At 31.5% G+C, this 26,519-nt stretch carries 29 protein-coding genes; 10 read left to right on the forward strand and 19 right to left on the reverse strand.

Going from position 1 to position 26,519, the window contains the following annotated elements; genetic code table 11:
* Positions 1-130: 130 nt before the first annotated feature.
* The gene (locus tag D9R05_RS01270) at positions 131-538 is read left to right on the forward strand and encodes a glyoxalase (protein ID WP_121665409.1); all 408 of its coding nucleotides are present in this window, start codon (positions 131-133) and stop codon (positions 536-538) included.
* 15 nt (positions 539-553) lie between these two features.
* Complete coding sequence (gene corA, locus D9R05_RS01275; protein WP_121665410.1) at positions 554-1,636, forward strand: magnesium/cobalt transporter CorA; 1,083 nt, start codon at positions 554-556, stop codon at positions 1,634-1,636.
* 49 nt (positions 1,637-1,685) lie between these two features.
* On the opposite strand, the gene D9R05_RS01280 is transcribed toward corA, so the two are convergent.
* The 17 genes from D9R05_RS01280 to D9R05_RS01355 form a co-directional block, all read right to left on the reverse strand.
* On the reverse strand, positions 1,686-2,171 hold the full coding sequence (locus D9R05_RS01280; RefSeq protein WP_162984869.1) for a hypothetical protein: 486 nt from the start codon (positions 2,169-2,171) through the stop codon (positions 1,686-1,688).
* A 46-nt stretch (positions 2,172-2,217) separates the two neighbouring features.
* Entirely contained in the window at positions 2,218-2,910 is a 693-nt protein-coding gene (locus tag D9R05_RS01285) for a TVP38/TMEM64 family protein (RefSeq protein WP_121665411.1), read from the reverse strand.
* A gap of 11 nt (positions 2,911-2,921) precedes the next feature.
* Positions 2,922-3,710, reverse strand: a complete 789-nt coding sequence (locus D9R05_RS15545; protein ID WP_205589260.1) for a tRNA pseudouridine synthase A — start codon at positions 3,708-3,710, stop codon at positions 2,922-2,924.
* 6 nt (positions 3,711-3,716) lie between these two features.
* A complete protein-coding gene (locus D9R05_RS15550; RefSeq protein WP_205589261.1) occupies positions 3,717-4,397 on the reverse strand; it encodes a DUF2461 domain-containing protein in 681 nt (226 codons plus the stop codon).
* A gap of 11 nt (positions 4,398-4,408) precedes the next feature.
* Positions 4,409-5,224 (reverse strand): prohibitin family protein, encoded by an 816-nt coding sequence (locus D9R05_RS01295; RefSeq protein WP_121665412.1) that lies wholly within the window; start codon positions 5,222-5,224, stop codon positions 4,409-4,411.
* A gap of 17 nt (positions 5,225-5,241) precedes the next feature.
* Complete coding sequence (locus tag D9R05_RS01300) at positions 5,242-7,266, reverse strand: VWA domain-containing protein (RefSeq protein ID WP_121665413.1); 2,025 nt, start codon at positions 7,264-7,266, stop codon at positions 5,242-5,244.
* 22 nt (positions 7,267-7,288) lie between these two features.
* Positions 7,289-8,035: a 3-oxoacyl-[acyl-carrier-protein] reductase gene (fabG, locus tag D9R05_RS01305; protein WP_121665414.1), complete on the reverse strand. Its 747-nt coding sequence runs from the start codon at positions 8,033-8,035 to the stop codon at positions 7,289-7,291.
* 110 nt (positions 8,036-8,145) lie between these two features.
* Positions 8,146-11,130 carry a M16 family metallopeptidase gene (locus D9R05_RS01310; RefSeq protein WP_121665415.1) on the reverse strand — a complete coding sequence of 995 codons (2,985 nt, stop codon included), beginning with the start codon at positions 11,128-11,130 and terminating at the stop codon, positions 8,146-8,148.
* Positions 11,131-11,230: 100 nt separating this feature from the next.
* Positions 11,231-12,103 (reverse strand): succinate--CoA ligase subunit alpha, encoded by an 873-nt coding sequence (sucD, locus tag D9R05_RS01315; protein WP_121665416.1) that lies wholly within the window; start codon positions 12,101-12,103, stop codon positions 11,231-11,233.
* Between the two features lie 60 nt (positions 12,104-12,163).
* Positions 12,164-12,571 (reverse strand): nuclear transport factor 2-like protein, encoded by a 408-nt coding sequence (locus D9R05_RS01320; protein ID WP_240462885.1) that lies wholly within the window; start codon positions 12,569-12,571, stop codon positions 12,164-12,166.
* Positions 12,572-12,578: 7 nt separating this feature from the next.
* The gene (locus D9R05_RS01325; RefSeq protein WP_121665418.1) at positions 12,579-13,505 is read right to left on the reverse strand and encodes a UDP-3-O-(3-hydroxymyristoyl)glucosamine N-acyltransferase; all 927 of its coding nucleotides are present in this window, start codon (positions 13,503-13,505) and stop codon (positions 12,579-12,581) included.
* A gap of 10 nt (positions 13,506-13,515) precedes the next feature.
* Positions 13,516-14,118, reverse strand: a complete 603-nt coding sequence (locus D9R05_RS01330) for a porin family protein (RefSeq protein ID WP_121665419.1) — start codon at positions 14,116-14,118, stop codon at positions 13,516-13,518.
* Between the two features lie 7 nt (positions 14,119-14,125).
* Positions 14,126-14,692 (reverse strand): elongation factor P, encoded by a 567-nt coding sequence (efp, locus tag D9R05_RS01335; RefSeq protein ID WP_121665420.1) that lies wholly within the window; start codon positions 14,690-14,692, stop codon positions 14,126-14,128.
* Positions 14,693-14,706: 14 nt separating this feature from the next.
* Positions 14,707-15,489 (reverse strand): acyl-ACP--UDP-N-acetylglucosamine O-acyltransferase, encoded by a 783-nt coding sequence (gene lpxA / locus D9R05_RS01340; RefSeq protein ID WP_121665421.1) that lies wholly within the window; start codon positions 15,487-15,489, stop codon positions 14,707-14,709.
* Between the two features lie 5 nt (positions 15,490-15,494).
* Positions 15,495-16,901 carry a bifunctional UDP-3-O-[3-hydroxymyristoyl] N-acetylglucosamine deacetylase/3-hydroxyacyl-ACP dehydratase gene (locus D9R05_RS01345; protein WP_121665422.1) on the reverse strand — a complete coding sequence of 469 codons (1,407 nt, stop codon included), beginning with the start codon at positions 16,899-16,901 and terminating at the stop codon, positions 15,495-15,497.
* Positions 16,894-17,922 carry a UDP-3-O-(3-hydroxymyristoyl)glucosamine N-acyltransferase gene (gene lpxD / locus D9R05_RS01350; protein WP_121665423.1) on the reverse strand — a complete coding sequence of 343 codons (1,029 nt, stop codon included), beginning with the start codon at positions 17,920-17,922 and terminating at the stop codon, positions 16,894-16,896. Before lpxD ends, D9R05_RS01345 begins: the two co-directional genes overlap by 8 nt.
* 23 nt (positions 17,923-17,945) lie before the next feature.
* On the reverse strand, positions 17,946-19,175 hold the full coding sequence (locus D9R05_RS01355; protein WP_121665424.1) for an HD domain-containing protein: 1,230 nt from the start codon (positions 19,173-19,175) through the stop codon (positions 17,946-17,948).
* Positions 19,176-19,210: 35 nt separating this feature from the next.
* Between D9R05_RS01355 and porX the strand changes: the two genes are divergently transcribed.
* The 6 genes from porX to D9R05_RS01385 all read left to right on the forward strand — a co-directional run bounded on the left by porX (position 19,211) and on the right by D9R05_RS01385 (position 23,989).
* Complete coding sequence (gene porX, locus D9R05_RS01360; protein ID WP_121665425.1) at positions 19,211-20,761, forward strand: T9SS response regulator signal transducer PorX; 1,551 nt, start codon at positions 19,211-19,213, stop codon at positions 20,759-20,761.
* A 14-nt stretch (positions 20,762-20,775) separates the two neighbouring features.
* On the forward strand, positions 20,776-21,180 hold the full coding sequence (gene tsaE / locus D9R05_RS01365) for a tRNA (adenosine(37)-N6)-threonylcarbamoyltransferase complex ATPase subunit type 1 TsaE (RefSeq protein WP_121665426.1): 405 nt from the start codon (positions 20,776-20,778) through the stop codon (positions 21,178-21,180).
* Positions 21,181-21,453: 273 nt separating this feature from the next.
* The gene (locus D9R05_RS01370; RefSeq protein WP_121665427.1) at positions 21,454-21,978 is read left to right on the forward strand and encodes a hypothetical protein; all 525 of its coding nucleotides are present in this window, start codon (positions 21,454-21,456) and stop codon (positions 21,976-21,978) included.
* A gap of 62 nt (positions 21,979-22,040) precedes the next feature.
* Complete coding sequence (locus tag D9R05_RS01375) at positions 22,041-23,237, forward strand: alanine dehydrogenase (protein ID WP_121665428.1); 1,197 nt, start codon at positions 22,041-22,043, stop codon at positions 23,235-23,237.
* A gap of 2 nt (positions 23,238-23,239) precedes the next feature.
* The gene (locus tag D9R05_RS01380) at positions 23,240-23,614 is read left to right on the forward strand and encodes a hypothetical protein (protein WP_121665429.1); all 375 of its coding nucleotides are present in this window, start codon (positions 23,240-23,242) and stop codon (positions 23,612-23,614) included.
* A gap of 81 nt (positions 23,615-23,695) precedes the next feature.
* Positions 23,696-23,989, forward strand: coding sequence for a hypothetical protein (locus tag D9R05_RS01385; protein ID WP_121665430.1), 294 nt, complete (start codon positions 23,696-23,698; stop codon positions 23,987-23,989).
* Between the two features lie 14 nt (positions 23,990-24,003).
* Here the strand turns inward: D9R05_RS01385 and D9R05_RS01390 are convergent, their stop codons facing one another.
* Positions 24,004-24,297, reverse strand: coding sequence for a hypothetical protein (locus D9R05_RS01390; RefSeq protein ID WP_121665431.1), 294 nt, complete (start codon positions 24,295-24,297; stop codon positions 24,004-24,006).
* 53 nt (positions 24,298-24,350) lie between these two features.
* Entirely contained in the window at positions 24,351-24,899 is a 549-nt protein-coding gene (msrA, locus tag D9R05_RS01395) for a peptide-methionine (S)-S-oxide reductase MsrA (RefSeq protein WP_121665432.1), read from the reverse strand.
* Positions 24,900-25,041: 142 nt separating this feature from the next.
* On the opposite strand from msrA, the gene D9R05_RS01400 reads away from it, so the two are divergent.
* A complete protein-coding gene (locus tag D9R05_RS01400; RefSeq protein ID WP_121665812.1) occupies positions 25,042-25,701 on the forward strand; it encodes an ABC transporter ATP-binding protein in 660 nt (219 codons plus the stop codon).
* Between the two features lie 7 nt (positions 25,702-25,708).
* Positions 25,709-26,473, forward strand: a complete 765-nt coding sequence (locus D9R05_RS01405; protein WP_121665433.1) for a TIGR02757 family protein — start codon at positions 25,709-25,711, stop codon at positions 26,471-26,473.
* Positions 26,474-26,519: the final 46 nt, after the last annotated feature.

Genomic DNA, 26,519 nt, shown 5'->3' on the forward strand with positions numbered 1-26,519 from the left:
TATAAAATTGTGAATTTATGATTAAGGTAATTTTAACGCCTATAGCTGTTAACAAAATAGTTTACAAGTCTTTTTTCTAACTAAAAAAACCGATTAAATATTTACTAATTTTAATGAAAATCGTATAATTATGAACAAGCGAGATTCTTATTTGTTAGCACTAAGACCTGAAATCCCTTCAGCTAAAGTAACTGAGAACATGAGTTCTGATGAGCAATTTCAGAATGCTACCCTTAGACCTGTAATAAAATTGCAAGATGAACTGCTATTGGCTGGCTTTAAAAATTATATTCAAAAACATAAAAATGTTTTTTATGAATTATCTTTAGAGCGAAGACTAGCTTATATAGATAATGCTATTCATAAAGATACTAAATTCAGAAATAGTTTAAAGGGGATGGTAATTGGGCAATTTACTATTGAGGAATATGAAAAATATATCCAGAATTCTTCTGCTTTAAATAAACGGATGATGAATTTAGTAACGCAACGTTTACAAGATAATGTTCAACTTTTAGAAAAGGCAATTGCTTGCTAAAGGTTTCTAAAAATTATGGGGAAGAAAAAACGAAACCGCAAAAAAGAGCGCGTAAAATACAGCTCTCTACATCAAGTACCAGGGCAGGTTACTTATGTTGGTAATAAAACTTCAGAAGCTCCATCGATAGAAATTATAAATTATACTAAAGATCAGGTAGAGAAGTCGCAAAGCCAAACTATTGAAGATGCTTTTAATTATAAAAATGAAAATAGCATTACGTGGATAAATATTAATGGCTTAAACCACACAAAAGAAATTGAAAAACTTGGGAAACATTATAATTTACACCCTTTAATTTTAGAAGATATTGTAAATACCCAACAACGCCCAAAAATAGATGATTATGATGATTACCTTTTTGTGGTATTAAAAATGCTTTATTATGATGAACAAAAAGAGTTTGTAAATGAACATTTAAGTATTGCTGTTGGTAAAAATTATATTCTAACATTTCAAGAAGCTGACGGCGATGTATTTGACGGACTTCGAGAACGCATAGAGAATGCAAAAGGAAGAATTAGAAATTCCGGTTCAGACTATTTAATGTATGCGCTAATTGATGCGGTAATTGATAATTATTTTGTGATTCTTGAAACTATGGGAGAAAAGATTGAACTCCTGGAAGATAATCTTTTCTTAGAAAGTCCGGAAGAAGGAATTACACAAGAGATTCAAGATTTAAAGCGAGAAATCTTAAAAATTAGACGCTCAATTTATCCCTTACGAGAGGTAATTAGTAGATTAGAAAAAAGTGATCATCCCTTAATCGAAGAAAAAACTAATAATTTTTTACGTGATTTATACGATCACATTGTTCAAATTTCTGAAAATATTGAAATTTACCGTGAAATGACTTGGGGACTAATGGATATGTACATGACAACCATAAGCAATAAAATGAACGAAGTCATGAAAGTGCTTACCATTATGGCAAGTATTTTTATACCGCTAACTTTTATGGCGGGTATTTACGGGATGAATTTTGAACACATGCCCGAGTTACAATTTGAGCACGGTTACCTTTATTTTTGGGTTATTTTGATTCTAGTTTTTCTAGGAATGCTTTGGTATTTTAAACGAAAAAAATGGTTATAGAATTTTTAAAAAAATCCTGGATTATTTCAGGATTTTTTTTGCTTGTTTTTTATATTTTTTCAAAGGTTAAATAATCCGTTCCCCCATTACCTCCACTAACATCAATTAGTTCAATTTTAGTAGAAGATTGATTTACAATATCCCAATCGTCGTTAAGATCTTCAAAATCATTGTCATCATCAACAGGGAAAAATATATTAAAATCTATATCATCGTCATCGCTTGAACTATCATCATTACTATCATCGTCATCTGTAACACTCCAAGTTCCTGTTAATGTAGTTGAGTTATTTGTAGCTATTAATTCACCATTGTCAGCAAAGGTAAATGTGTAACCATTAAAATCGTTTGTTTCATCTTGGTTAGAATCAATAAAACTTGTAATCAGCCAATTTCCGTCCTGAACATTGTTGGTTATTTCGGCAACTAACGCTGCATTATTATCATTATTAGATGAATCATCATCATCAGAACAAGCAACAAAAATACTGGCTAAAAATAGTATGCCTAAAAGTGGTTTTACATTAATTTTCATAGATTAAGTTTTTAAAATTTCTTTAGTTAAATATACAAATTTTTGATTAACTCTTTTTTCTTTTTCTATTATCAATGTATATAAAAATTGCATAAATAAGAATTCCGCCACCACCAATCCAATATAAACCATTTTTTAAAGTTGAAATATTTTCAGCAAATAGTGCAATTGCTGTAGCTAAAGGAATAATACCCAGCATTGTTGCGCTAATAAACCGAAGGTATTTCATTTTTAAGCCGCCGGCAATTACGCTAATTGCATCGTTAGATAAAAAAGGCGAAATCCTAAAAATAACAATACTCCAAAAACCGTAATTACCAATCCAATATTCTAATTTATCTAAGGTTTTTTGTTTCATATAGTTATGAATTGTGTTATCGCCAATTTGCCGGCCAATAACAAAACCAATACTGGAAGCTAAAAAAACGCCGGTGGAAGAAATTAAGATTGAAGGAATAGTTCCGTAAACCAAAGCCGCAACAATCATAGGCAACCAAGATGGAAAAACAACTAAAAACATTTGCAGAATAATTAATAAAATAATAATTACTGCACCCCAAATGCCAAAACGTTCTACTTGATTAGAAATCTTTTCTTGATCGCCACTCCACATTACTTGCCAAAAATCTTGTACTGAAGTTTGAAAACTATCTGAAATAAAATACGCAGCAACAAAACCAATTACCAATAAACCGGTTAATAAAAATGAACTATATTTTATAAGCTTATTTTTTTGCAATGAATATGAATTTATAAATTTTCTAAACTAACACTATTTAACAATAAACCAGACGATTGAGCAATATGTTCTAATTTTATTTTATTATTTGCATCTAAGGTTTTTTTAATAAACTCTAAATCTATTTTTCCATTTCCTAAATCAAATAAAGCGCCCATCATTAATCTAATCTGGTGGCGCTTAAACCCTGCTCCTTTTACAACCAAAACATAGCTCTTTTCTGGGAAGAAATTAGCCGTATAAATAGAGTTTTCTTTTAATTCGCAATGTGCAATTGTAGCTTCTGTTATTGTATTTTCTGAAGGTTTAAAAGTATATGACCAAAAATCATGTGATCCTTCAAATAATTTAGCGCCTTTTTTCATTAATTCTATATCCAATTGACTTTTATGAAAAACCATAAATGGCGCACAAAATGGATGAAATTTTTCTCCAAAGGCAAAAAAATATAAATATTCTTTGGTTTTTGGATGCTGAATAATATTGAAACTTTTATCGGTTTCCGAAACTTCTAAGGCACGGATATCTGGTGGTAGATTATTATTAAATTCGGGTAAAAATTCATCTAAATTTAACGGAACTTCATCTACAAATAACTCCACATAAGTTTGATTAACCGAAACTTTTGCATCGGTTCTTCCTGCAGCTATAAGCTTAAAATTTTTTCGTTGTAAAACGTACGCTAACGTTCGTTCTACCATCCGCTCTACCGTAATTACGTCGGGCTGTTTTTGCCAACCATGAAAACGAAAACCTAAAAATTGTAATTTAACTAAGTAAAAAAAACGTTTGCGCTGCATGTAAACTTATTCTAATGTTGAAACGCCATTTAAATCAGTAGTTAATACACTACTCATATAGTCAAAAAAAGGTTTAATCGCTTTAAAATGAGCATCAATTTTATCAATAAAGTTAACAGATAAAACTTCTTTATCACTGAATTTTTTAGTAAACGTGTATTGTTTAAAATTAAGCAAATCTATATGCGGATGATCCTTATCAAATCCTTTAGGTGCTTTTTTTAACTGCTCCCCTTCTAGCCTACCCCAAAATTTATGCAATTCTTTTTCTTGGATGATTTCTCGAAATTCTTCTCCATCAAGTTCAATTTCTTTTCGAATTCGGAATAAATCTTCTTTTTCTGGTTTCCAAAACCCAACGGCTAAAAAACTTTCATTTTCCGGTGCAATATGCAAATAATAACCACCACGCAAAGCCGGCTTTCTTCGTGTAAAACTTGCAGCCATATGACTTTTATAAGGCGTTTTATTCTTCGAAAAGCGAACATCACGATAAATTCTAAATGCTTTTATTTTTTCTATGTCATCGTGTTGTTTTAACCGATTTCCTACTTCCTCATAAAATCCTTTTAGTTTTTTTTCTAAGGCTTTAAATTCTGATTTATGCTCTTCAAACCAATCACGATTATTATTTTGTTTAAGCTCTTTTAGAAATTCTAAAACTTCTGGAGAAACTTGTTGTTGCATGATTTTTAGAATTAATTATTCCCTAAAATTATAGGCATTCCTTCATCTCCACTTCCAATCACGATTACTTTAGAATTGTTAGATTTTGATAATTCTATCGTGGCTTGAATTCCTTTTTCTTTTAAAACTTTATCGGTTAATGATTCACTTAAAATTTTATTTGCAACCGCTTTACCTTCGGCGTCAATTTTTTGACGTTGTGCCTCTTTAGTTGCTTTTGTTAGCCTAAATTCATATTCTAAAGATTCCTGTTCTTGGCGTAATTTTCGTTCAATTGCTTCTTTAATTGTTGGAGGAAGCGTAACATCTCTCACCAAAATTTCGTTTAATTGAATATATTGGTCGCCAACAATTTTTTGAGTTTCGGTAAAAATTTCCTGCTGAATTGCATCTCGCTTACTGCTGTACAATTGTTCTGGGGTATATCTACCTACAACGCTTCTTGCTGCAGAACGAATTGCGGGAAGCAAAACTCTGTTGATGTAATCTTCACCTTTTTCTTGGTGTAATTTTCCTAAATCATTAAAATCTGGCTGAAACCATGCCGAAGCATCAATTTTAATTTCCAAACCGTTAGAAGAAAGTACTTTCATTTTTTCAAACAATTCTTGCTGTCTTACTTCGTAAACAAAAACTTCATTCCAAGGCGCTACAAAATGAAATCCTTCTCCCAATGGCGGTTTGTCGGTTACTACACCATCATCAAAAGTTCTATATAAAACGCCTGCTTCACCAGAACCTATTGTAATTGTTGATTTAAAAATAATAACAATCACTACAATAGCTACAAAAACTAGTGGTAGTGCAATCTTTGGTAATTTTTCCATATCTATTTCTTATTTAATTAAATTAATCCGTTGTATTTTCTTAAAAACCATTCTATTGTTAAACTTGCTACAATAATTACCAATAAATAATACCAATCTATTAAAGGTGATTTTTGTAAAGTACTTTTTTGAACAGGTTTATAATTTTTATTACTGAGTAAATAATTGATCAGCTCGTCTTTTTGATCTAGGTAAAAAACTTGATCAGTAGCAATTTTAGTTAACTTTTCTATATCTGCATTTAAAAACTGTTTTTCTACATCAAAATCTATAATAGTAAAAGTTCCACTTTTTTGAATATTTTCTTCAGCAACATTCACAGTAAATTTATAATCACCGGAATTTAAATTGCTTAAATCTACTTCATATAAATTATCTTTCAACAAAAATGGAAATATTTGTTTTGCAGATGTTTCTTTATTTTCTACATGAATACTAATTTTTGCACGCGGATCAAATTCATAATTTGCATCGACATATTGCGCCTGAAAACGAATTGGTTCTCCCGATTTATAAAAGGAGTCAAAACTTAAACTTAATCGTTCTCTGCGCTTATTTGAGGCTAAATACTGTATTAACTTTCCAAAAAACTCATCAAAACGATTAAAATCTCCTTCGTTTCTAAAAGATTTTGCACGCCATTGCCAAGTGTTTTCTCCAAAAATAAAACCGTGCCGTTGATTATTCTTTTGAAGTGTAGTCCACAAAGGCGTTTCTGTTATAAAACCATCTACCGACTGAAATAATAAGGCTTGATTTTCTGTTTTAAATTGAATGTTCCCAAATTGATCACTCAATGGCGGAAAATCTTCAAAACCAATATTACTGAATTGAAAAGAACTATAATTAGTATTATATTCAGCTAAGTAATTTTCTTCCTGACCATTTATTTCTTTAGTAAAAAATTCTTGTTCTTGATTTAAAAATGCATAGTCGGTTTTAGTTCCCGTTACCGTAAGCGTATTTAAACCCAGTTTTTTTATTTGCTGATAAACTGATGAAAATTGTGAGTTTGGTTGATATATGACAACTAATTGATATTTACCAAAATCTATTTCATCTTCCAAAAACTTTATAGTTGCATCGCGCTGCTGGTTATGCTCTATCGCTTTTTTAAACATCCCTAAATCCGGATGCGAAATAGCTGAAAGTAAAAGTACATTGGTCTTTTGGTCAATTACTTCTATGGCAAAATTTTTAGAATTATTTGCCGTGTTTTTTTCTGAAGTCAGCTCTTCAATAAGAATTTGATAGGTTTTTACGCCTGTACTTTTAGCAGGTAAAATCGCATTAAGTCGATGTGATTTTTTATTCGCAGAAAATTTGAGTGTTTCAGAAAAAACAGTTGTATTATTTTGTTGAATTTTTACTTCTTTCGCTACAGAAGCACTTCCTTCATAATTTACAAAAATTTCAACCGGAAATTTATTATTTAAAAATGCAAACCGGTTTACGTTTACCTGACTAATTTTAATATCTGTATAAGTTGTCGTATCTCCTGCAATTACAGGAATTACCGATTGTTGGTATTCTTTTGCAGAATAAACGAAGTCTTGCCCAAAGGTTTGGTTACCGTCGCTTATAAAAATTGTGGCCGCATTTTTTTGTGAATATAAATTCTGAAAAGTTTTAAATGCTTGATCTAAATTACTTTGATTTTCATTGAACTGGAGACTATCCGTAGATTTCACTTGTTGACCAAATGAAAAAAGTTGCACCGAAAAATTTTCGCTTATTTCTTGATTGCTTTTTAAATCAGTTACAAACTTTTTTATGTCATTAGTTTCTGCTAATTCTGCAATAGAGCTAGAATTGTCTGCTGCAATAACTAAAGTGGGTTTTTCTACCGTAAAATTAGTTTGTGTTATTTCAGGATTTATCAGTAATAAAAAAACAGCAAAATAGGTTATAAAACGTAAAACACTGAACAATAGCCAGTGTTTTACGCGTTTATTTTTTTGTCTTTTGTAGTACTGAACCAATGATAATCCTAAGGCTAGAATTATGGCTACACCAATAAAGAGAATGGTTTGTACTGACATTAACTAATTTGAATTTATTATTTTAGGTAAGCATTCCGCCGTCTACGTTTAACACTTGACCGGTAATGTAATTGCTTAAATCACTTCCTAAAAACACACAAGCGTTAGCAATGTCTTCTGGAGTTCCTCCTCTTTTTAAAGGAATTGCTTGTCGCCAACCATCTACGGTTTTTTCATCTAATTTTGCCGTCATTTCAGTTTCTATAAAACCTGGTGCAATTACGTTGGTTCTAATATTTCTAGAACCTAATTCTAATGCAATAGATTTAGAGAAACCAATCATTCCCGCTTTAGAAGCTGCATAATTTGCTTGTCCGGCATTTCCTTTTACACCAACCACAGAACTCATATTAATAATGCTTCCTTTGCGCTGTTTTAGCATAGTACGCTGTACAGCTTTAGTCATATTAAAAATAGATTTTAAGTTGATATCTATTACTTTATCAAAATCTTCTTCGCTCATACGCATCAACAAATTATCTTTTGTAATGCCGGCATTATTTACTAAAATATCTATGCTATCAAAATCTTTAGCAACATCTGTAATAAGTTGTTGTGCTTCTTCAAAATTGGCAGCGTTGCTTTTGTATCCTTTTGCTTTTATTCCTAAAGCAGAAAGTTCTTTTTCAAGTTCATTTGCAGCTTCAACAGAAGAGCTGTATGTAAACGCAACATTGGCACCTTGTTGTGCAAAAACAGTTGCTATACCCTTGCCTATACCTCTACTTGCTCCGGTAATAATTGCATTTTTTCCTTCAAGTAATTTCATAAGTTTATTTAAAATTAAGTATGCTTAGCCAAATATAACAATAAGCACGAATTAGGGCATAAAAAAACCTCCCGAAATATCAGGAGGTTTTAATTTTTATAAAAATGAATTTACATTTTTAATTCACTTTCTGGGGCAGATTTTTCATAATTGAATAAATAATCTACATCTAATTCTTTCACTTTTCCTAATTTAGAAAGTGCATTCATGTTCACGTCTTTCTTATTTCCAATTACTAGAATATTATATTCTTCTCCTTTTATATTATTATTGAAAAATTCTTTTAAATCAGCTAAAGTCATTTTTTCAATAGTATTATACATTTCTTGGCGATAATCGTGATCTAGACCTCTTTCTTTTAAACTTTCAAAATTCCAGAAAATAGAAGTTTTTGTAATCCTATCAGCAGCAATTTGTTTTAAAGTTGCTTCTTTAGCCGATTGAAATTGTTCTTCTGCTTCTGGCATATCAGTCATTAATTCCATCATCGCATCTACCGCCTGTGGCATTTTATTGGCTTGTGTACCAATGTAAGCCATTACATAATTTGGCTTATCTTTTTCACGCGCCATTTGGTAAGCTGAATAAGCCGAATAAGCTAAAGACTTAGATTCTCTAATTTCCTGAAAAACAATAGAAGAAAGTCCGCTACCAAAATAAGTGTTGAATAATTCTGTTGCCGCCATTTTTTCGGCATCAAAATTTTCACCTTTTGCTAAGAAGACCATTTCTGCTTGAACCATATCATAATCTACAAAGAAAACTTTTCCGCCGGTTTTTTGCTCTTCGTATTTTTTGGCTTCAGGATAATCCTTTAGATTTTCTGGCAATTTATGATTCGTTTCAATTGCTGAAACTGCATTTTCCAGATCTTTTCCGTAATAAAAAATACGTTGTTTATAATTTCGCATATCTTTTATTTTCTGAACTAATTCTTCAGGTTTCTTTTGCTTTAATTCTGCTACAGTATAAATATTTCTAAGTCTAGAATCTTCACCGTATTTACCATAATTCATTAAACCGTTAAAAAGAATATTTCCTTTTTGGGTTTTATTATCTTGACGACTTTTTAAAATTTGGTCAACATATTTATCATAAGTTTCTTGGTCTGCTTCAGCATTTTGCCATAGATCTTCTAACAAAGCTAATCCCTCACCTAAATTTTCTTTTAAGCCTGATAAACCAACATAAGTTTTATCGTTACCAGAGCTCACAAAATAATTGATTCCTAGCTTATAAAACTCTTGTTTTACTTCTTCTGGAGAAAGATTTTTTGTTCCCAAATAATCTAAATATCCTGCTGCCAGAGAAAGCTCTTTATCATTATCCTGACCCATATCAAAAATGATATACAAGTTGAATAAATCGTTATTCTTATTTTCAATGTAAGCTACCGGTAAGCCATTTTCTGTTTCTGTATTTTCAATAGCTTTTTCGTAATCTACATATTGAGGCTCTAAAGCTGGAGATTCTGTTTCGTTAAATTTCTTTAAGAAATCTGACTGTTTATCACGGTTTAATTTGACTGGAGTAATCCCCGGATTTTCAACTTTTGCAATATTAGGGTCTTCTCCTTTTCTTTTGTAAACCGCTACGTAATTATTGTTATAATGCTCATTAGCATAATTTACTAAATCTTCTTTTGTAATACTTTTTAAAGATTCAATAAAATCGATTCGTGATTGCCAATCTTGAAAATGTACAAAAGCATCCATATACGCATAAGCTGTAGAAGAAGCATTTTCATACTGACGAATTTCTGAAAGTTTTAAATCATTAATTACAGCATCGACTAACCAATCTTCAAAATCACCAGCTTTAATTTTATCGATTTCAGCTAACAATAGCTTTTTAACTTCATCTAAACTCTGATTGGCTTTTGGCATTCCGTACAAAATATGAAAACCATAATCGTTGTTGAAGTTTGTAAATGAAGAAGCACGCTGAACTTTTTGTTGCTGATTTAAATCTAAATCAATTAATCCTGCCTGAGAATTCGCTAAAATATAGTCAATTAAAGTAACTATTTTTTCATCTTTACTTCCAATTCCATCAGTTCTGTACGCTACATAAATAGATTCTGAGGTCGGACCAAAAACTTCTTTTTTTACTGGAGCGGTAATTGGCTGCTCTTCAGGAAAAGTAGGGTGTGTAATTTCCTTCTTTTCATAATCACCAAAAGCATCATTTACTTTTTTAATAGTTGAATCAAAATCGATATCTCCAACTAAAACCACCGCCATATTATTGGGTACATAATATTTATCGAAATAATTATGAATCGCTTCCATAGAAGGGTTTTTTAAATGCTCAGATTTCCCAATCGTGCTTTGCGTTCCATAAGGATGCGTTGGAAACAAACCTTCTAAAGTTGCTTGATATTGTTTACGGCCGTCGCTGTCTTGTCCACGATTAAATTCTTCATAAACTGCTTCTAATTCTGTATGAAATAAACGTAGAACCAAGTTGCTAAAACGCTCGCTTTCTACATCTAACCACTTATCTAATTCATTTGAAGGAATTTTGTTTACATAAACAGTTTGCTCATTAGAAGTAAATGCATTCGTTCCTTCGGCGCCTAATGAAGCTACCATCTTATCATATTCATTTGCAATAGAATATTCTGAAGCCTTTTGAGAAACGGAGTCAATTTGACGATAGAGATCTTCTTTTTCAGCGGTATCTGTGGCTGCTTTATGCATTTCATATAATTCTGAAATGCTATCGAGTAAAACCTGCTCTTTTTCCCAGTCCTGTGTTCCTATTTCACTGGTCCCTTTAAAAACCATGTGCTCTAAATAGTGTGCTAAACCAGTATTATCTGCAGGGTCATAAGTAGAACCTGCTCTAACCGCAACAAGCGTTTGTATTTTAGGTTCCTCTTCATTTTTACCAAGATAAACCTTTAAGCCGTTGTCTAAAGTGTAAAGGCGTAATCCGGTAGGATCTTCTTTAAAAGTTTCGTAAGAAAAACCGGCATCATCGGTATGCTGAAATTGATCTTTTTCTTCGGTTTGTTTTTCTTCTTTATCTCCGCAACTAACAAAAGCTATTGTTGCGAATAGAAGAAAAAAAGGTGCATAAAATTTTTTCATAAATTAAAATTAGTTAGTTAAAAATAAAAAAGTTCGTTAGAGATAAGACTCTAACGAACTTTAAACGTTACAAAAATTGAATTATTTTAACAGAAATAGTTTATCCTAAAACTTCTGCTACTTTCATTCCTATTTCAGCAGGAGAATCCACTACGTGAATTCCACTTTCTTTCATAATTTTTTTCTTGGCTTGAGCGGTATCTTCACTTCCACCAACAATTGCCCCGGCGTGACCCATTGTTCTTCCGGCTGGTGCAGTTTCTCCAGCAATAAAACCAACAACTGGTTTTTTAGAACCGCTTTCTTTATACCATTTTGCGGCGTCAGCTTCTAATTGACCACCTATTTCACCGATCATTACTACGCATTCAGTTTCTTCATCATTAATTAATAACTCAACTGCTTCTTTTGTAGTAGTTCCTATAATAGGATCTCCTCCAATTCCAATAGCGGTAGTAATTCCTAAACCTTGTTTTACAACTTGGTCTGCAGCTTCATAAGTTAATGTACCTGATTTAGATACAATTCCTACTTTTCCTTTTTTGAAAACAAAACCTGGCATAATTCCAACTTTTGCTTCCCCCGGTGTAATTACACCTGGACAGTTAGGACCAATTAATCTGCAATCTTTATCTTTAATGTATTCTGAAGCTTTAATCATATCAGCTACAGGAATACCTTCTGTAATGGTAATAATAACTTTAATTCCTGCATCAGCAGCTTCCATAATTGCATCTGCAGCAAAAGCTGGAGGAACAAAAATAATGGTAGTATCTGCATTTGCTTCTTTAACTGCATCTGCTACAGTATTAAAAACAGGCTTGTTTAAGTGGGTCTGACCTCCTTTTCCTGGAGTAACTCCACCAACAATATTAGTACCATACTCAATCATTTGTTCCGCGTGAAAAGTACCTTCACTACCGGTAAAACCTTGTACAATTATTTTTGAATTTTTATTTACTAAAACGCTCATAATTTTTTTCTTGTTTTATGCCTTGCAAATGTAAATGTTATAAATGAACTCTAAAAGTTTTTAATCTTTTTTTGGGATGAAGGAGAAAATATTTTCTGGATTATCATCTTCTGGTTGACTTATCATATAGCCCTTATAAAGCTTTTCATCTTTAATTTCCCAAATAGCAATAAAATGTGCTATAGAAATATCTTCATCAGGACTTTCGATAGTATTAACATTATAAGAAAACCGAATCGTTACTGAATCTCCCTCTTGTAATAAATGTGTAATATCACAATTTAACGACTCGAAAGATTTTCCCATTTCCGATGAAATTTTCTCGAAACTTTGAAAGTCTAATTTGTAAAAACCAGAGCTACTATTCCAAAAAATTTCCACCTCAGGATGAAAGTATTTTTTTAGTTCGTCTGAATTGGAATAAAAATCAGATTCATAAAAATTTTTAACCAGATTTTTTTTGTCCATACTCATATTATTTATTTTTTAATAATCGTGGAATTTGCCTAATAGAAGCCGCTTCTCTAAACCATTTTTTTGCTTCAGTAGCTGGAGTCCCAAAATACTTCTCTCCTTCTTTTAAAGATTTACTAACTCCAGATTGAGCAAAAATTTCTACATTTTTTCTTATTCTAACATCACTTCTAATTCCGACCTGTCCCCAAATAGTTACTTCATCTTCTATAATTACACAACCTGCGATTCCTGCTTGAGATGCAATTAAACATTTTTTTCCTAAAACAGTATCGTGACCAATATGCACTTGATTATCTAATTTAGAGCCTTCACCTATAAAAGTATCTCCGCTAACTCCTCTATCAATAGTACAAGAAGCACCAATATCTACATTTTTTTCTATTACCACTCGCCCACCCGATTTTAATTGATCAAAACCTGTTGATCTATTTTTGTAATAAAACGCAGGAGCACCAATAACTGTATTTGAGTGAATAATTACATTATCGCCTATTACAGAATGATCATAAATAGAAACATTTGCATGAATCACACAGTTATTTCCAATCGTTACATTATTCCCTACGAAAGCGGTAGGTTGTATAGTTGTATTTTCTCCAATTGAAGAAGAATCTGAAATTGATTGTGTGGCCTTCTGAAAAGGTTTAAAATAATCGGTCAATTTATTAAAATCACGGAAAGGATCATCTGAAATTAAAAGTGCTTTTCCTTTAGGACAATCGACTTTTTTATTGATCAAAATAATTGTTGCAGCAGATTTTAATGCCTTATCATAATATTTTGGATGATCTACAAAAACAATATCTCCAGCATTTACAACATGAATCTCATTCATCCCTAAAACAGGAAAAGCTGAATCACCAACAAATTCAGCATCTATAATAGTTGCTATTTGTTGAAGCGTATGTTGCTGAGGAAATTTCATGTTAGTTTCATTAATTTATTGAATATAATAAACCCGCACTAAACTTTGTTGCTGAACTTGTTAGATTTTGATTTGGATCTGCAGAAATATCAGCAACACCAATATTTACTTCTGTATCAACTAAAATTGACAATTTCTCGGTAACCCAAATTTCTAGTCCCAAACCAAACGCAGCACCATAATCAACCGTTTCATAAGAATCAGAAACATCTGTTTGTTTAATACTTGTTGTGTTCTCAGCAGATTGAAACAAACCAAAAAAACCACCTGCCTGAATATAAAACCTTACATCTTCCTTTGGATGACTTAAGTGAAACTTAGCCATTAAAGGAAAATCTATATATTGTAACGTTTCTTTTATTTCTGATTCTCGAATTGAACTATATTTAAAACCTTTTCTATCATAAAGAGCCTTCGCTAAAATAGACCAACGATCATCAAAATTATATTGACCGATAATTCCTACATTACCTACTCCTATTGAATGAGAACTTGTGCCTTCAAAATGAATATTTGATAAACCATAACCACCTTGAACCCCAACTTCAAAATTTTGAGAAATAACCGTATTGCTAGTTAAAATGAAGGCAAAAAAAATAAACTTTTTAATCATAAATTAATTATTCTTTTATACGTTCTTTATATGTTCCTTTTTCGGTTTCTATTTTTATTTTATCACCTTCATTTATAAAAAGAGGAACCATTACTTCTGCACCGGTTTCTACAGTTGCAGGTTTTGTAGCATTTGTAGCGGTATTTCCTTTTACACCAGGTTCTGTATGTGCTATTTCTAAAATAACACTTGGTGGCATTTCAACAGAAAGCGGCATATTATCTTCAGAATTAATAATTACTGTAACCACTTCTCCTTCTTTTAATAATCCGGGAGCGTCTAAAGCAGATTCTAACAATCTAATTTGTGTATAATCCTCAGTATTCATAAAATGATAAAACTCTCCATCTTGATATAAAAACTGAAATTTGTGTGTTTCTACACGTACATCATCAATTTTATGCCCTGCAGAAAAAGTATTTTCTATGACTTTTCCCGTAGTTACACTCTTTAATTTAGTTCTTACAAAAGCCGGTCCTTTACCTGGTTTAACGTGTAAGAATTCAATAATTTTAAAAATATCATGATTGTAACGTATGCATAATCCGTTTCTAATGTCACTTGTATTTGCCATAACTTTTAACTAATTTAATTTGAAAAATAACCCTTCATCACACCTCGTTGAGAATTTTTTATAAATTCTAAAATATCATCTCGCTCGGGTGTAGCTTCCATTTCGGCTTCAATGATAGTAACTGCTTGAGAATTATTATAATTTTTTTGATATAATATTCTATAAATATCTTGAATCTCTCTAATTTTCTCAGTACTGAATCCTCTTCGGCGCAAGCCAATAGAATTAATACCTACGTAGGAAAGTGGTTCTCTTGCTGCTTTAACAAATGGAGGTACATCTTTTCTAACCATAGAACCGCCAGTAATGAAGGCGTGATTACCTATGCTGCAAAACTGCTGAATAGCTACCATTCCTGCAAGAATAACATAGTCTCCTAACGTAATATGTCCTGCTAAGGTACTGTTATTAGAGAAAATACAATTATCACCTACAATACAGTCGTGAGCAATATGGCAATAAGCCATAATCCAACAGTTTTTGCCAATAACAGTTTTCATTCGGTCTGTGGTTCCTCTGTTAATTGTCACACATTCTCGAATAGTAGTATTATCTCCTATTTCTGTTATGGTTTCTTCGTCGTTGAATTTTTTATCCTGCGGAATTGCTGAAATTACAGCTCCAGGAAAGATATTTACATTTTTTCCTATCCGTGCTCCTTCCATTATGGTTACGTTAGAACCAATCCAAGATCCTTCTCCAATTACTACATTATTATGTATAGTTGTAAAAGGTTCTATTACTACATTTTTAGCAATTTTTGCACCTGGATGAACATAGGCTAAAGGTTGATTCATACTATTTAGGATTCTTTAGATTTTACAATTTGTGCCATTAATTCTGCCTCGGCGCACAATTTTCCATTAGCAAAAGCATAGCCTTGCATATGGCAAATTCCTCTTCGTATAGGAGAGATTAAATCACATTTAAATACAAGTGTGTCTCCAGGAACCACTTTTTGTTTAAATTTCACATTATCAATCTTCATAAAATAAGTGAGATAGTTTTCTGGATCTGGAACAGTACTTAAAATTAAAATACCTCCTGTTTGTGCCATTGCTTCAACAATTAAAACTCCCGGCATAACAGGAGCTCCAGGAAAATGACCTCTAAAAAATTCTTCATTCATGGTCACATTTTTACTTCCTATAACGTGACTCTCTGAAAGTTCAAAAATTTTATCGATAAGCAACATAGGTTGCCTATGCGGAAGCATTTTCATAATCTGATTCACATCCATTAAAGGAGTTTGATTCAGATCAACTTGTGGTACTTTATTACGTTTTTCTGCTTTGATATGTTTAGCCAGTTTTTTTGCAAATTCTGTATTCACAAAATGCCCCGGTTTATTAGCAATTATTCTTCCTTTTATACGTGTACCAATTAAAGCAAGATCTCCAATTACATCTAATAATTTATGTCTAGCAGCTTCATTTGGATAATGAAGTGTTAGGTTATCTAAAATTCCGTTTGGTTTTACAGAAATTTCATCTTTATCAAAAGCTACACGAAGTTTTTCCATCGTCTCTTTTGATAATTCCTTATCAACATAAACAATAGCATTATTTAGATCGCCACCTCTAATTAAGCCATGCTCTAATAATGTTTCTAACTCGTGTAAAAAACTAAAGGTTCTTGAATCTGCAATTTCATCTTTAAATTCAGACAAATCTTTGATAGATGCATTCTGTGTTCCTAAAACTTTGGTTCCAAAATCTACCATTGTCGTGACCTCGTAATTACAGGCCGGAACTACCATTATTTCGCTTCCAGTTTCTTCATCTACATACGAGATTATTTCTTTTACCTCGTATTCTTCACGATCTGCTTCTTGTTCTTGAATGCCCGCTTCTTCTAACGCTTCTACAAAAAATTTAGAAGAACCATCCATAATTGGTGGTTCACTGGCGTTCATTTCAATTAATAAATTATCAATTTGTAAACCTACACAAGCTGCTAAAACATGTTCTGAGGTTTGAATTGCAACGCCATTTTTTTCTAATCGGGTTCCACGTTGTGTATTAGTAACATATCCTGCTTCTGCAGAAATAACGGGTGTTCCCTCTAAATCAATTCTCTTAAAAGCGTAGCCATGATTTTCTTCAGCAGGTTTAAAAGTTAAGGTTACATCTTTTCCTGTATGAAGTCCAACTCCTGTTAAAGAAACTTCATTTTTAATTGTACGCTGTTTATTTGTATTATCAGCCATTCGTATTCAACTTTTTATCTAAGTTATTGAGCTTTTTTATTGATTTTGGTAAATTTTTAAAATGTACATAGGATTTATTGAAATCATTATAACCTAATGCTGGTGAACCTTGCAAAGCTTCATCATCTTTTACATTTCTTCCTATACCGGATTGAGCTTGGATTCGTACTCGGTTTCCTATAGAAATGTGACCGACAATTCCTACTTGGCCGCCAATAATACAGTTTTCTCCAATTTTTGTTGATCCTGCAATTCCTGTTTGAGCGGCAATTGCTGTGTGCTTTCCTATTTCAACATTATGAGCAATTTGAATTTGATTATCAAGTTTTACTCCTTTTCGAATTATGGTTGAGCCTAAAGTAGCTCTATCTATAGTTGTACCTGCACCAACATCAACAAAGTCTTCTATGATTACATTTCCTATTTGAGGGACTTTTTTATATTCTCCGTTTTCATCTGGCGTAAAACCAAATCCATCTGCTCCCACAATTGCTCCACCATGAATCACACAATAATTACCAATTATTGATTCGGAATAAATTTTAGCTCCTGCAAAAACAATTACATTATCGCCTATATTAACATTATCACCTATATAAACATTAGGGTAAATTTTTACATTATTTCCTAATTTTACATTATCTCCTAAATAAGAAAAAGCACCCAAATAAACATCTTCTCCATATTTTGCAGAATCTGATATATAATGTGGTTGCTCTATTCCGTTTTTATTTAGTTTTACTTGATTATAATATTCTAAAAGTTCTGTAAAAGCTTTATAAGAATCTTCAACTTTAATTAAAGTTGTAGAAATATCTTGGTCTGGATTAAAGTCTTTATTTACAATACAAGCTCCTGCTTTAGTATCGTATATATAAGAAGTATACTTTGGATTGGATAAAAAAGTAAGCGCCTCTGGAAAACCTTCTTCAATTTTGGCTAATTGAGAAACTTCTACATCAGGATTCCCTACAATTTCTCCATCGAGTATTTCGGCAATTTGTGCTACTGTAAATTTCATTCTGACAAAAATAGAAAAAATTGTTAATCTTTTGGTTTTGGATAGCAGATATAATATTTTATTACCGGTTCTGAAAGTGCTTCTAGGTTTAATTGGTCTGAAGCTTTTATAACATCTACTACTTTTCCGTTTTTATGTAAAATACTTATATTCTCTACATCACTACGGTAAGCAAGGTTAGAGACATCTCCTTTAAAAACAAAATATTCTGCTTCTTCTTTAGAAATTGAATACTTTTCTTGAAGTTTAAGAATATGAGTTTCTAACTTTTTTGGCTCAATTTTTTTCTTTCGTAGCTTCACTTTTAACAAATCCCGATTAATGATCATTTTACATAAATTTCGTAAAACAAAGTCATCACTACTAATCCATTCCTTCATTGCAGACACAATATCATAATCATCTAATTTGCTAAATGTTTCTAACACATCTGTATTAAAGCTTTTTATATCAATTTTATTTTTTAAAAAATAGCCTAATGCTTTACTGGCAGGAAGTGAAATATCTTGATCTACTAAATATTTTGCACGTTTTAAAACCCGAATTACTAGTTGTTCTGCTCCTAAACTTGTTTTATGTAAATAAACCTGCCAATACATTAATCGTCTAGCAACTAAGAATTTTTCTACTGAATAAATTCCTTTTTGCTCAACTACCAATTTGTCATTTTTTACATTAAGCATGGTAATTAAGCGTTCACTATTTATGTTTCCTTCGGCCACTCCTGTATAAAAACTATCACGTTTTAAATAATCTAAGCGATCGACGTCAAGTTGACTTGCAATAAGTTGTTTAAAAAATTTTCTAGGGTATTCACCCTTAAAAATCTGAATAGCTAGCGTTAAACTTTGGTTAAAGTCTGCATTCATTTTCTCCATAAATTGGAGTGAAATCCATTCATGATTCACCCCATTAACAATACTATGTTCCATTGCATGAGAAAAAGGACCATGCCCTATATCATGCAAAAGTATAGCTATTAAAAGTGCTTTTTCTTCCTCCTCAGAAATTACAACACCTTTAAATTTAAGTACTTCCAAGGCTTTTCGCATTAAATGCATACAACCTAAAGCGTGATGAAAACGGGTGTGTTGTGCACCAGGATAAACCAAATAGGACATGCCCATTTGAGAGATTCTGCGCAATCGTTGAAAATATTTATGTTCAATAATATCAAAAATCCTTTCGTTCGGAATGGTAATAAATCCGTAAATTGGATCGTTTAATATTTTAAGTTTGTTTCGTTGATTCAAATCTTTAATTTAATAATAAACGCAAATATACATATATGAATAATATCAAAGTACTTTGGGTAGATGATGAAATTGATTTACTTAAACCACATATACTTTTTTTAGAAAACAAAAATTACCAAGTAACAACTTGCCAAAGTGGTGTAGAAGCCATTGAAGAGGTTGAAAAACAAAATTTTGATATTGTTTTTTTAGATGAAAATATGCCGGGACTTACCGGTTTAGAAACTTTGGCAGAGATTAAAGAAAAACGCAATACGCTTCCCGTAGTAATGATTACAAAAAGTGAGGAAGAGTATATTATGGAAGAAGCTATTGGGTCTAAAATTGCCGATTATTTAATTAAGCCTGTAAATCCAAATCAAATTTTATTGAGCTTAAAAAAGAATCTAGATCATTCAAGATTAGTTTCAGAAAAAACCACCTCAAATTATCAGCAAGAGTTTAGGAAAATAGCTATGGATATGGGCTCAATTAATTCTTGGGAAGGTTGGGCAGAATTGTATCAAAAATTAATTTATTGGGAACTTCAATTAGAAAATATTGAAGACACCGGAATGTTTAGCATTTTAGAATCGCAGAAACAAGAAGCTAACAATGAGTTTTGTAAATTTATTGAAAAAAATTACACAAGCTGGTTTGAAAAAGATGCAGAAAGACCAAGCATGTCTCATACCCTTTTTAGAGAGCAGATTGTTCCAGAATTAAGCAAAGAACAACCTACTCTTCTAGTAGTTATAGATAACTTAAGATATGACCAATGGCGTGCTTTTGAGCCAATAGTTAATAATTACTATAAAAAAGAAAAAGAAACCTCATTTTCTAGTATTTTACCTACAGCAACACAATATGCAAGAAATGCAATCTTTTCTGGTTTGATGCCTGCAGATATGGAAAAATTGCATCCAAATTTATGGTTAAATGACACTGATGAAGGTGGAAAAAACATGCACGAAGAAGAATTTTTGCAGGCACAAATGAAACGCTTAGGCTTAGATTTAAAGACTTCTTATCATAAAATAACTAGTTTAAGAGGCGGAAAAAAATTGGTCGATAATTTTAAAACACAAAAAGAAAACGATTTAACAGTTGTTGTATACAATTTTGTAGATATGTTATCGCACTCAAAAACAGAAATGGAAGTTATTAAAGAGTTAGCTTCTACAGATAAATCTTACCGATCGTTAACAGAAAGCTGGTTTAAAAACTCTCCTTTAATTGAAATAATTCAGCAAGCACAACAACTTGGTTTTAAATTAATAATAACAACAGACCATGGCACCATAAATGCTAAAAATCCTTCAAAAGTAATTGGCGACAAAAACACTAGTTTAAACTTGCGTTACAAAACAGGTAAAAGTTTAACCTATGAAGAAAAAGATGTAGTTGCTGCAAAAAATCCAAAAGATTTCTACCTGCCTAGTATAAATATGAGCAGTTCGTTTATATTTGCAAAAGGAGATTTATTTTTTGCATATCCAAATAACTACAATCATTATGTAAGTTATTATAGAAACACTTATCAACACGGAGGCGTTTCTTTAGAAGAGATGATTATTCCTTTTTCTGTATTAGCGCCAAGATAAATGGATAACAAATTATGGAAATAAGCTATAAGCTGAATGAAATTTCAAGCATAGCACGCAAAGTAATAAAGGTGTCTTCTCATAAGACACTTTTATTTTATGGTGAAATGGGTGCTGGTAAAACAACATTAATTAAAGAAATAGTAAAACAATTAGGGTCAAAAGATAATGTAACTAGTCCTACATTTAGTTTAGTTAATGAATATACATCAACTAATGAAAAAATTTATCATTTTGACTTTTATAGGATAGAAGAAGAAAGTGAAGCATTAGATATTGGAATTGAAGAGTATTTCATCGATAAAAATTGGCTTTTTATCGAATGGCCAGAAAAAATACCAAATTTAATACCAGAAAAATTCACTAAATTAGAATTAAAAAAAGTAAATTTAACAACAAGAAAGGTTTTTATCCAATAAAAAGAAATGTTAAACGACAAAAAAAAGGATTTTTAAAAATTGCAAATAACTGACATACAGTAACTTAAACTTAAAAAACATTGCAAATATACGGCAAAGAAAGTTAACGGAGTTAACAAATTTCTTATTAGGTTTGTATCAACAATTAATCACAAAAACTGTTAGTTATGAACTTAAAAAATTTTACATTCGTTATTGCAATTGCTGGACTTTTATTAACTTCTTGTAGCCCACAAAGTATAGATGAACACACAACGGAAGACAACATCCAAGATGGAGAAACGACGAACACAACGACTTTCATCGACAAAGGGGAAATCATCGTCCCTACTAACGGGTAGTCTTATTGCGGTATTAATTGCTGCAACACCTTACATATTTTATTCTTATAAAAGTTTCCCAGAAACAGATACCTGGGAAACTTTTTTATTTACCTATAAAACAGGCTATTATTCTAAAATATACATAATGGCTTGGACGATATTAGGTAAAGTTATTCCTTTACTCCTTTTATCGATATGGTTTTTCACTTGTAAACATTGGTGGTATCACGTGATTTTGATTCCGATAGGAATGTATCTTTTTCAATTTATCAGTACAATTAATGATGATCTAAGATATTTTGATGTTTTAGAAATTTGGTATTTAATTCCTGTAATGGCAATCATAATTCCACTTGTATATTTAGTAAGAGCTAAGCTATTTTCTCAAATGCACGATAATAGCCTGGATCAATTTGAAGAAGAACTTCAAGCCAAAAAATCATTATTTACTCAAATAAAAGATTTATTTAGGTAATTTTTTGTATCTCATTTTAATTTTATCGTACTTGTAGTGTAATTCTTCAATTTATTTGATTCATGAGCAATCCAATTACACCATTTAGTCATGCAGAATTACTTCCGCAAGAAGAAAAACTTGAAATAGAAAAAAGAAAGGGAGAATTATTCATTGGACTTCCTAAAGAAACTTCGTATCAAGAAAAAAGGGTTTGCTTAACTCCCGATGCTGTTGCAGCCATTACGGCTCACGGCCATCGTGTTCTCATTGAAAGTAATGCGGGTAAAGATGCTAGTTTTTCAGATAATGACTATAGTGAAGCGGGTGCTGAAATAACAAATAATACTAATAAAGTTTTTGCTTGTCCGATAATTTTAAAAGTTGAGCCTCCTTCTGAAAAGGAATTAGAAATGATGAATCCGCAAACAATTCTCATTTCAGCTCTTCAATTAAAAACTCAATGTAAAAGTTATTTTCAAACTCTAGCAAAAAAAAGAATCACAGCCTTAGCTTTTGAGTTTATTAAAGATGATGATGGCACCTACCCTGCTGTTCGAGCACTGAGTGAAATCGCAGGTACAGCATCTGTTTTAATCGCATCAGAATTATTAGCAAGTCCACAAGGTAGTGGACTCATGTTTGGCAACATTAGTGGGGTTCCACCCTTAGAGGTTGTGGTTATTGGTGCAGGAACTGTTGGAGAATTTGCTGGTAGATCTGCTTTAGGTCTTGGCGCAAATATTAAGTTTTTTGACAATTCGCTTACTAAACTTCGGAATATTCAAAAAAACTTAGGAAGAGCTCTCTATACTTCTACTCTACAGCCTAAGACTTTACTGAAATCTCTTAAAAGAGCAGATGTTGTTATTGGCGCTGTAAGAGGAAAAGACAGATCGCCCATTATTGTAACAGAAAACATGGTTGAAGTTATGAAAAAAGGTGCGGTAATTATTGATGTAAGTATAGATATGGGCGGGTGTATAGAAACTACAGAAATTACAAGTCATGACAAACCCACTATAACAAAACATGGAATTGTTCACTATGGAGTTCCTAATATTCCTTCTAGATATCCCAGAACTTCCTCGCTATCAATAAGTAATATTTTTACGCCCTATATTTTACATATTGGTGAAGAAGGAGGTTTAGAAAATACATTGAGATTTGATCGTGGTTTACGAAATGGATTGTATTTTTACCACGGAGTTTTAACCAATAAATCTGTCGCAGATTGGTTTAATTTATCATATAGAGATATCAATCTATTAATTTTCTAAACATGAAATTAGCAAACCGATTATTTTACTATGGCATTGGCTTAGCCATTGGCATTGTGATTGTCATTTTCTTTTTGCAAGAAAAAAACACCACTTTTGATTACCTTCCTAATGCCCGTGTATTAAAGGATATTAGAACTAAAAAAATTGAAAAAAATACTTCCGTAAGTTTATTTTTTAATCAACATAAAATTGATTCTACACAACTCAAAGAACTTTTACAAGAAGGTGAAATTGATTTTGGAGAAAGTATTACCGATAAAGATAGTTGTAATGTTTATCTAATTAATTCTCAAAATGAACCCAAATATCAAGTCCACATAAAAAATTGTGATAGTGTTGCAACAATTACACATGCAAAATTCTTAACTGAATAAAAATATATTTTTTCAAGAGTTTTTTATCATTCTTTATTATTATTGCTATTAAAAGAGATTTAAATTTTAGCAAAATTAGTTATGAAAAGAGTAATTGTAGATTATAAAAAATTAACTCCGGAAATTTTAAGTTTACTCGTCAATAAATATCCCGACGGATATGATGACGACCATATCATTACTTTTAAAAATGCAAAAAATGAAACCATTGAAGCGGTTGAAGTTAAAACCGAAGAATGCATTTATCTTGTAAAAGTTAGTACACGTCTAGAAAATACTATGTTGCGCTTTGATGAAGATGATTATGAAGAGAGTGAATTATCTGAACCTATTGTAGACCTCCCGGAAAGAACCGAAAATGATGACGAAGAATAAGGCTTAAAGTTTTATCAGACATTAATTTCCTTTTCAGATAATTTATCACCTCTCAAAATATATGTGTACAACCACATTAACGTAAAACTTGGCACCACATCAGTTACTGGTAAAATTTCTTCTATAAATAAAATTATAGAGGCAATTTTACCACTTTTATCCGGATACATTTTTTGCATTTGATGCGCTGCAAATGGTGCCCAAATAATATCTAAAAAAGGACCAACTACAGGAATTACCATGCTTAACATTCCAATACCATCAAATAAGAGTCCTTTTAAAAAATGCTTTGTTTTGTGGTTTTTCATCAAATTACTTTATATTGTTTAAACAAAAAAGATGCCTAATTTTTAAAGTTTTATTAAGCACTTTTTTTCAACTTATCAGCAAAAAGCGATTGTATTTTTTTTAATTTAGGATCTATAATTATCTGGCAATACGGTTGTTCTGTATGATTGTTATAAAAGTTTTGATGTGCCTCTTCTGCTTCATAAAAGGGCGAGGCTTCGGTGATTTCGGTTACAATTTTTCCTTCAAATATTTCTTCATTTAATTGGTCTACGACAATTCGAGCTGTCTTTTTTTGTACTTCAGAATGATAAAAAATAGCACTTCTATATTGCGTACCCACATCATTTTGCTGTCGATTTAGCGTAGTAGGATCGTGTGTTGTAAAAAATACCAAAAGTAACTCATGATAACTAATTACCTTTTCATTATATTGAAGCTGTATACCTTCTGCATGACCCGTTCTGCCTTGTACTACTTCTCGGTATGGTGGGTTTTTTATTTTTCCACCCGTAAAACCCGAAATAACATTCTTTACACCTTCTAAGCGCTGAAAAACTGCTTCTGTACACCAAAAACATCCATTAGCAAATGTGGCTGTTTTCCAATTTTCTTCAATCATAAATTCAATTTTTAACTAATTTAAAAAGTTATAAGTTGCTTTACCAAAGTTTAACGTTTACTTAGGTCTTGAGTAGATTAAAATGCTTTTTCGTTTTTTAGATAGAATCGATAAAATTTCTAGTATATTTGAACTTTTAGCTATGATTCACGCAAAACATATTCATAAATATTACGACGATTTACACGTTTTAAATGATGTTTCTCTAAACATTAAAAAAAGTGAAATTGTTTCTATAGTTGGTGCCTCTGGTGCAGGAAAAACAACACTTTTACAAATATTAGGAACCTTAGATTTTCCTTCACAAAAGAACGGAAAACTAATTATTAATGAAGTTGATATTTACAATTTATCTAAAAAAGAATTAGCTAAATTTAGAAATAATCATATTGGTTTTATATTTCAATTTCATCAACTTTTACCAGAATTTACAGCCTTAGAAAATATTTGCATACCGGCGTATATAAATAAAACCTCTAAAGCTGAAGCTGAAAAAAGAGCCTTAGAATTGCTAGATTTTTTAGGGCTAAAGGATCGAAAAAATCATAAACCATCAGAATTAAGTGGTGGTGAACAACAACGTGTGGCTGTAGCTAGATCTTTAATAAATAACCCGGAAGTTATTTTAGCCGACGAACCTTCTGGAAATTTAGACTCTGAATCTGCCGAAAATTTACATCAACTATTTTTTAGGCTACGCGAAGAATTTGGTCAAACCTTTATAATTGTTACTCATAACAAAGAATTGGCAGATATGGCTGATAGAAAGTTAACAATGGTTGATGGTGCAATTGTAGATTAAAAATTATATGAATAAAGCGGAATTAAAGGAGTTTTTAGATCATAAAGTTGCTGAATATAATCAACCAAAATTTATAGAAACTGACCCAATTCAGATTCCGCATTTATTTCAACAAAAAGAAGATGTAGAAATATCAGGTTTTTTAACTGCTACAATTGCATGGGGAAATAGAAAAAGTATCTTAAGAAATGCTAAGAGAATGATGGAATTGATGGATAATTCTCCTCACGATTTTATCATTAACCATCAAGAAAAGGATTTAACGCGTTTTGAAGGTTTTGTACATCGTACTTTTAATGCAACTGATTTAGCATATTTTATAGCAGCATTAAAAAATGTTTACATAAATTATCAAGGCTTAGAAAAAATTTTTACCGATTATTCTTCCGATAAAAATACGCAAGAAGCAATTCATCAGTTTAAAAAGATCTTTTTTGAACTTCCACACTTACAAAGATCAACAAAGCATGTAAGCGATCCTTTGAAAAATTCTGCAGCAAAACGCATTAATATGTTCTTGCGTTGGATGGTTAGAAATGATTCTCAAAATATAGATTTTGGTTTATGGAAAAAAATCTCCCCTTCTGCCCTATCTTGCCCATTAGATGTACATAGCGGAAATGTAGCTCGAAAACTAAACTTGCTCCAACGAAAACAAAATGATGCAAAAGCAGTTGCAGAATTAGACAAAAATCTACGAAAATTAGATAAAACCGATCCGGTGAAATATGATTTTGCTTTATTTGGCTTAGGGGTTTTTGAGAAATTTTAATTCAGAATTTTTAACTAACATAAGTTAAAATTATCTTAAATTAATT

It is taken from the genome of Mesonia aquimarina, from assembly GCF_003667275.1.
GTDB lineage: Bacteria > Bacteroidota > Bacteroidia > Flavobacteriales > Flavobacteriaceae > Mesonia > Mesonia aquimarina.

Excerpts from the sequence above, each read along its gene's own strand:
- efp (WP_121665420.1), bottom strand. The coding sequence starts at position 14,692 with ATGGCAAATACAAGTGACATTAGAAACGGATTATGCATACGTTACAAT.
- lpxA (WP_121665421.1), bottom strand. The coding sequence starts at position 15,489 with ATGAATCAACCTTTAGCCTATGTTCATCCAGGTGCAAAAATTGCTAAA.
- D9R05_RS01330 (WP_121665419.1), bottom strand. The coding sequence starts at position 14,118 with ATGATTAAAAAGTTTATTTTTTTTGCCTTCATTTTAACTAGCAATACG.
- D9R05_RS01390 (WP_121665431.1), bottom strand. The coding sequence starts at position 24,297 with ATGAAAAACCACAAAACAAAGCATTTTTTAAAAGGACTCTTATTTGAT.
- D9R05_RS01325 (WP_121665418.1), bottom strand. The coding sequence starts at position 13,505 with ATGAAATTTCCTCAGCAACATACGCTTCAACAAATAGCAACTATTATA.
- D9R05_RS15545 (WP_205589260.1), bottom strand. The coding sequence starts at position 3,710 with ATGCAGCGCAAACGTTTTTTTTACTTAGTTAAATTACAATTTTTAGGT.
- D9R05_RS01280 (WP_162984869.1), bottom strand. The coding sequence starts at position 2,171 with ATGAAAATTAATGTAAAACCACTTTTAGGCATACTATTTTTAGCCAGT.
- D9R05_RS01345 (WP_121665422.1), bottom strand. The coding sequence starts at position 16,901 with ATGGCTGATAATACAAATAAACAGCGTACAATTAAAAATGAAGTTTCT.
- porX (WP_121665425.1), top strand. The coding sequence starts at position 19,211 with ATGAATAATATCAAAGTACTTTGGGTAGATGATGAAATTGATTTACTT.
- D9R05_RS01385 (WP_121665430.1), top strand. The coding sequence starts at position 23,696 with ATGAAAAGAGTAATTGTAGATTATAAAAAATTAACTCCGGAAATTTTA.
- lpxD (WP_121665423.1), bottom strand. The coding sequence starts at position 17,922 with ATGAAATTTACAGTAGCACAAATTGCCGAAATACTCGATGGAGAAATT.
- D9R05_RS01295 (WP_121665412.1), bottom strand. The coding sequence starts at position 5,224 with ATGGAAAAATTACCAAAGATTGCACTACCACTAGTTTTTGTAGCTATT.
- D9R05_RS01300 (WP_121665413.1), bottom strand. The coding sequence starts at position 7,266 with ATGTCAGTACAAACCATTCTCTTTATTGGTGTAGCCATAATTCTAGCC.
- D9R05_RS01375 (WP_121665428.1), top strand. The coding sequence starts at position 22,041 with ATGAGCAATCCAATTACACCATTTAGTCATGCAGAATTACTTCCGCAA.
- fabG (WP_121665414.1), bottom strand. The coding sequence starts at position 8,035 with ATGAAATTACTTGAAGGAAAAAATGCAATTATTACCGGAGCAAGTAGA.
- msrA (WP_121665432.1), bottom strand. The coding sequence starts at position 24,899 with ATGATTGAAGAAAATTGGAAAACAGCCACATTTGCTAATGGATGTTTT.
- corA (WP_121665410.1), top strand. The coding sequence starts at position 554 with ATGGGGAAGAAAAAACGAAACCGCAAAAAAGAGCGCGTAAAATACAGC.
- D9R05_RS01310 (WP_121665415.1), bottom strand. The coding sequence starts at position 11,130 with ATGAAAAAATTTTATGCACCTTTTTTTCTTCTATTCGCAACAATAGCT.
- D9R05_RS01320 (WP_240462885.1), bottom strand. The coding sequence starts at position 12,571 with ATGGACAAAAAAAATCTGGTTAAAAATTTTTATGAATCTGATTTTTAT.
- D9R05_RS01370 (WP_121665427.1), top strand. The coding sequence starts at position 21,454 with ATGGAGAAACGACGAACACAACGACTTTCATCGACAAAGGGGAAATCA.
- D9R05_RS01400 (WP_121665812.1), top strand. The coding sequence starts at position 25,042 with ATGATTCACGCAAAACATATTCATAAATATTACGACGATTTACACGTT.
- D9R05_RS01270 (WP_121665409.1), top strand. The coding sequence starts at position 131 with ATGAACAAGCGAGATTCTTATTTGTTAGCACTAAGACCTGAAATCCCT.
- D9R05_RS01380 (WP_121665429.1), top strand. The coding sequence starts at position 23,240 with ATGAAATTAGCAAACCGATTATTTTACTATGGCATTGGCTTAGCCATT.
- D9R05_RS01405 (WP_121665433.1), top strand. The coding sequence starts at position 25,709 with ATGAATAAAGCGGAATTAAAGGAGTTTTTAGATCATAAAGTTGCTGAA.
- sucD (WP_121665416.1), bottom strand. The coding sequence starts at position 12,103 with ATGAGCGTTTTAGTAAATAAAAATTCAAAAATAATTGTACAAGGTTTT.
- D9R05_RS15550 (WP_205589261.1), bottom strand. The coding sequence starts at position 4,397 with ATGCAACAACAAGTTTCTCCAGAAGTTTTAGAATTTCTAAAAGAGCTT.
- tsaE (WP_121665426.1), top strand. The coding sequence starts at position 20,776 with ATGGAAATAAGCTATAAGCTGAATGAAATTTCAAGCATAGCACGCAAA.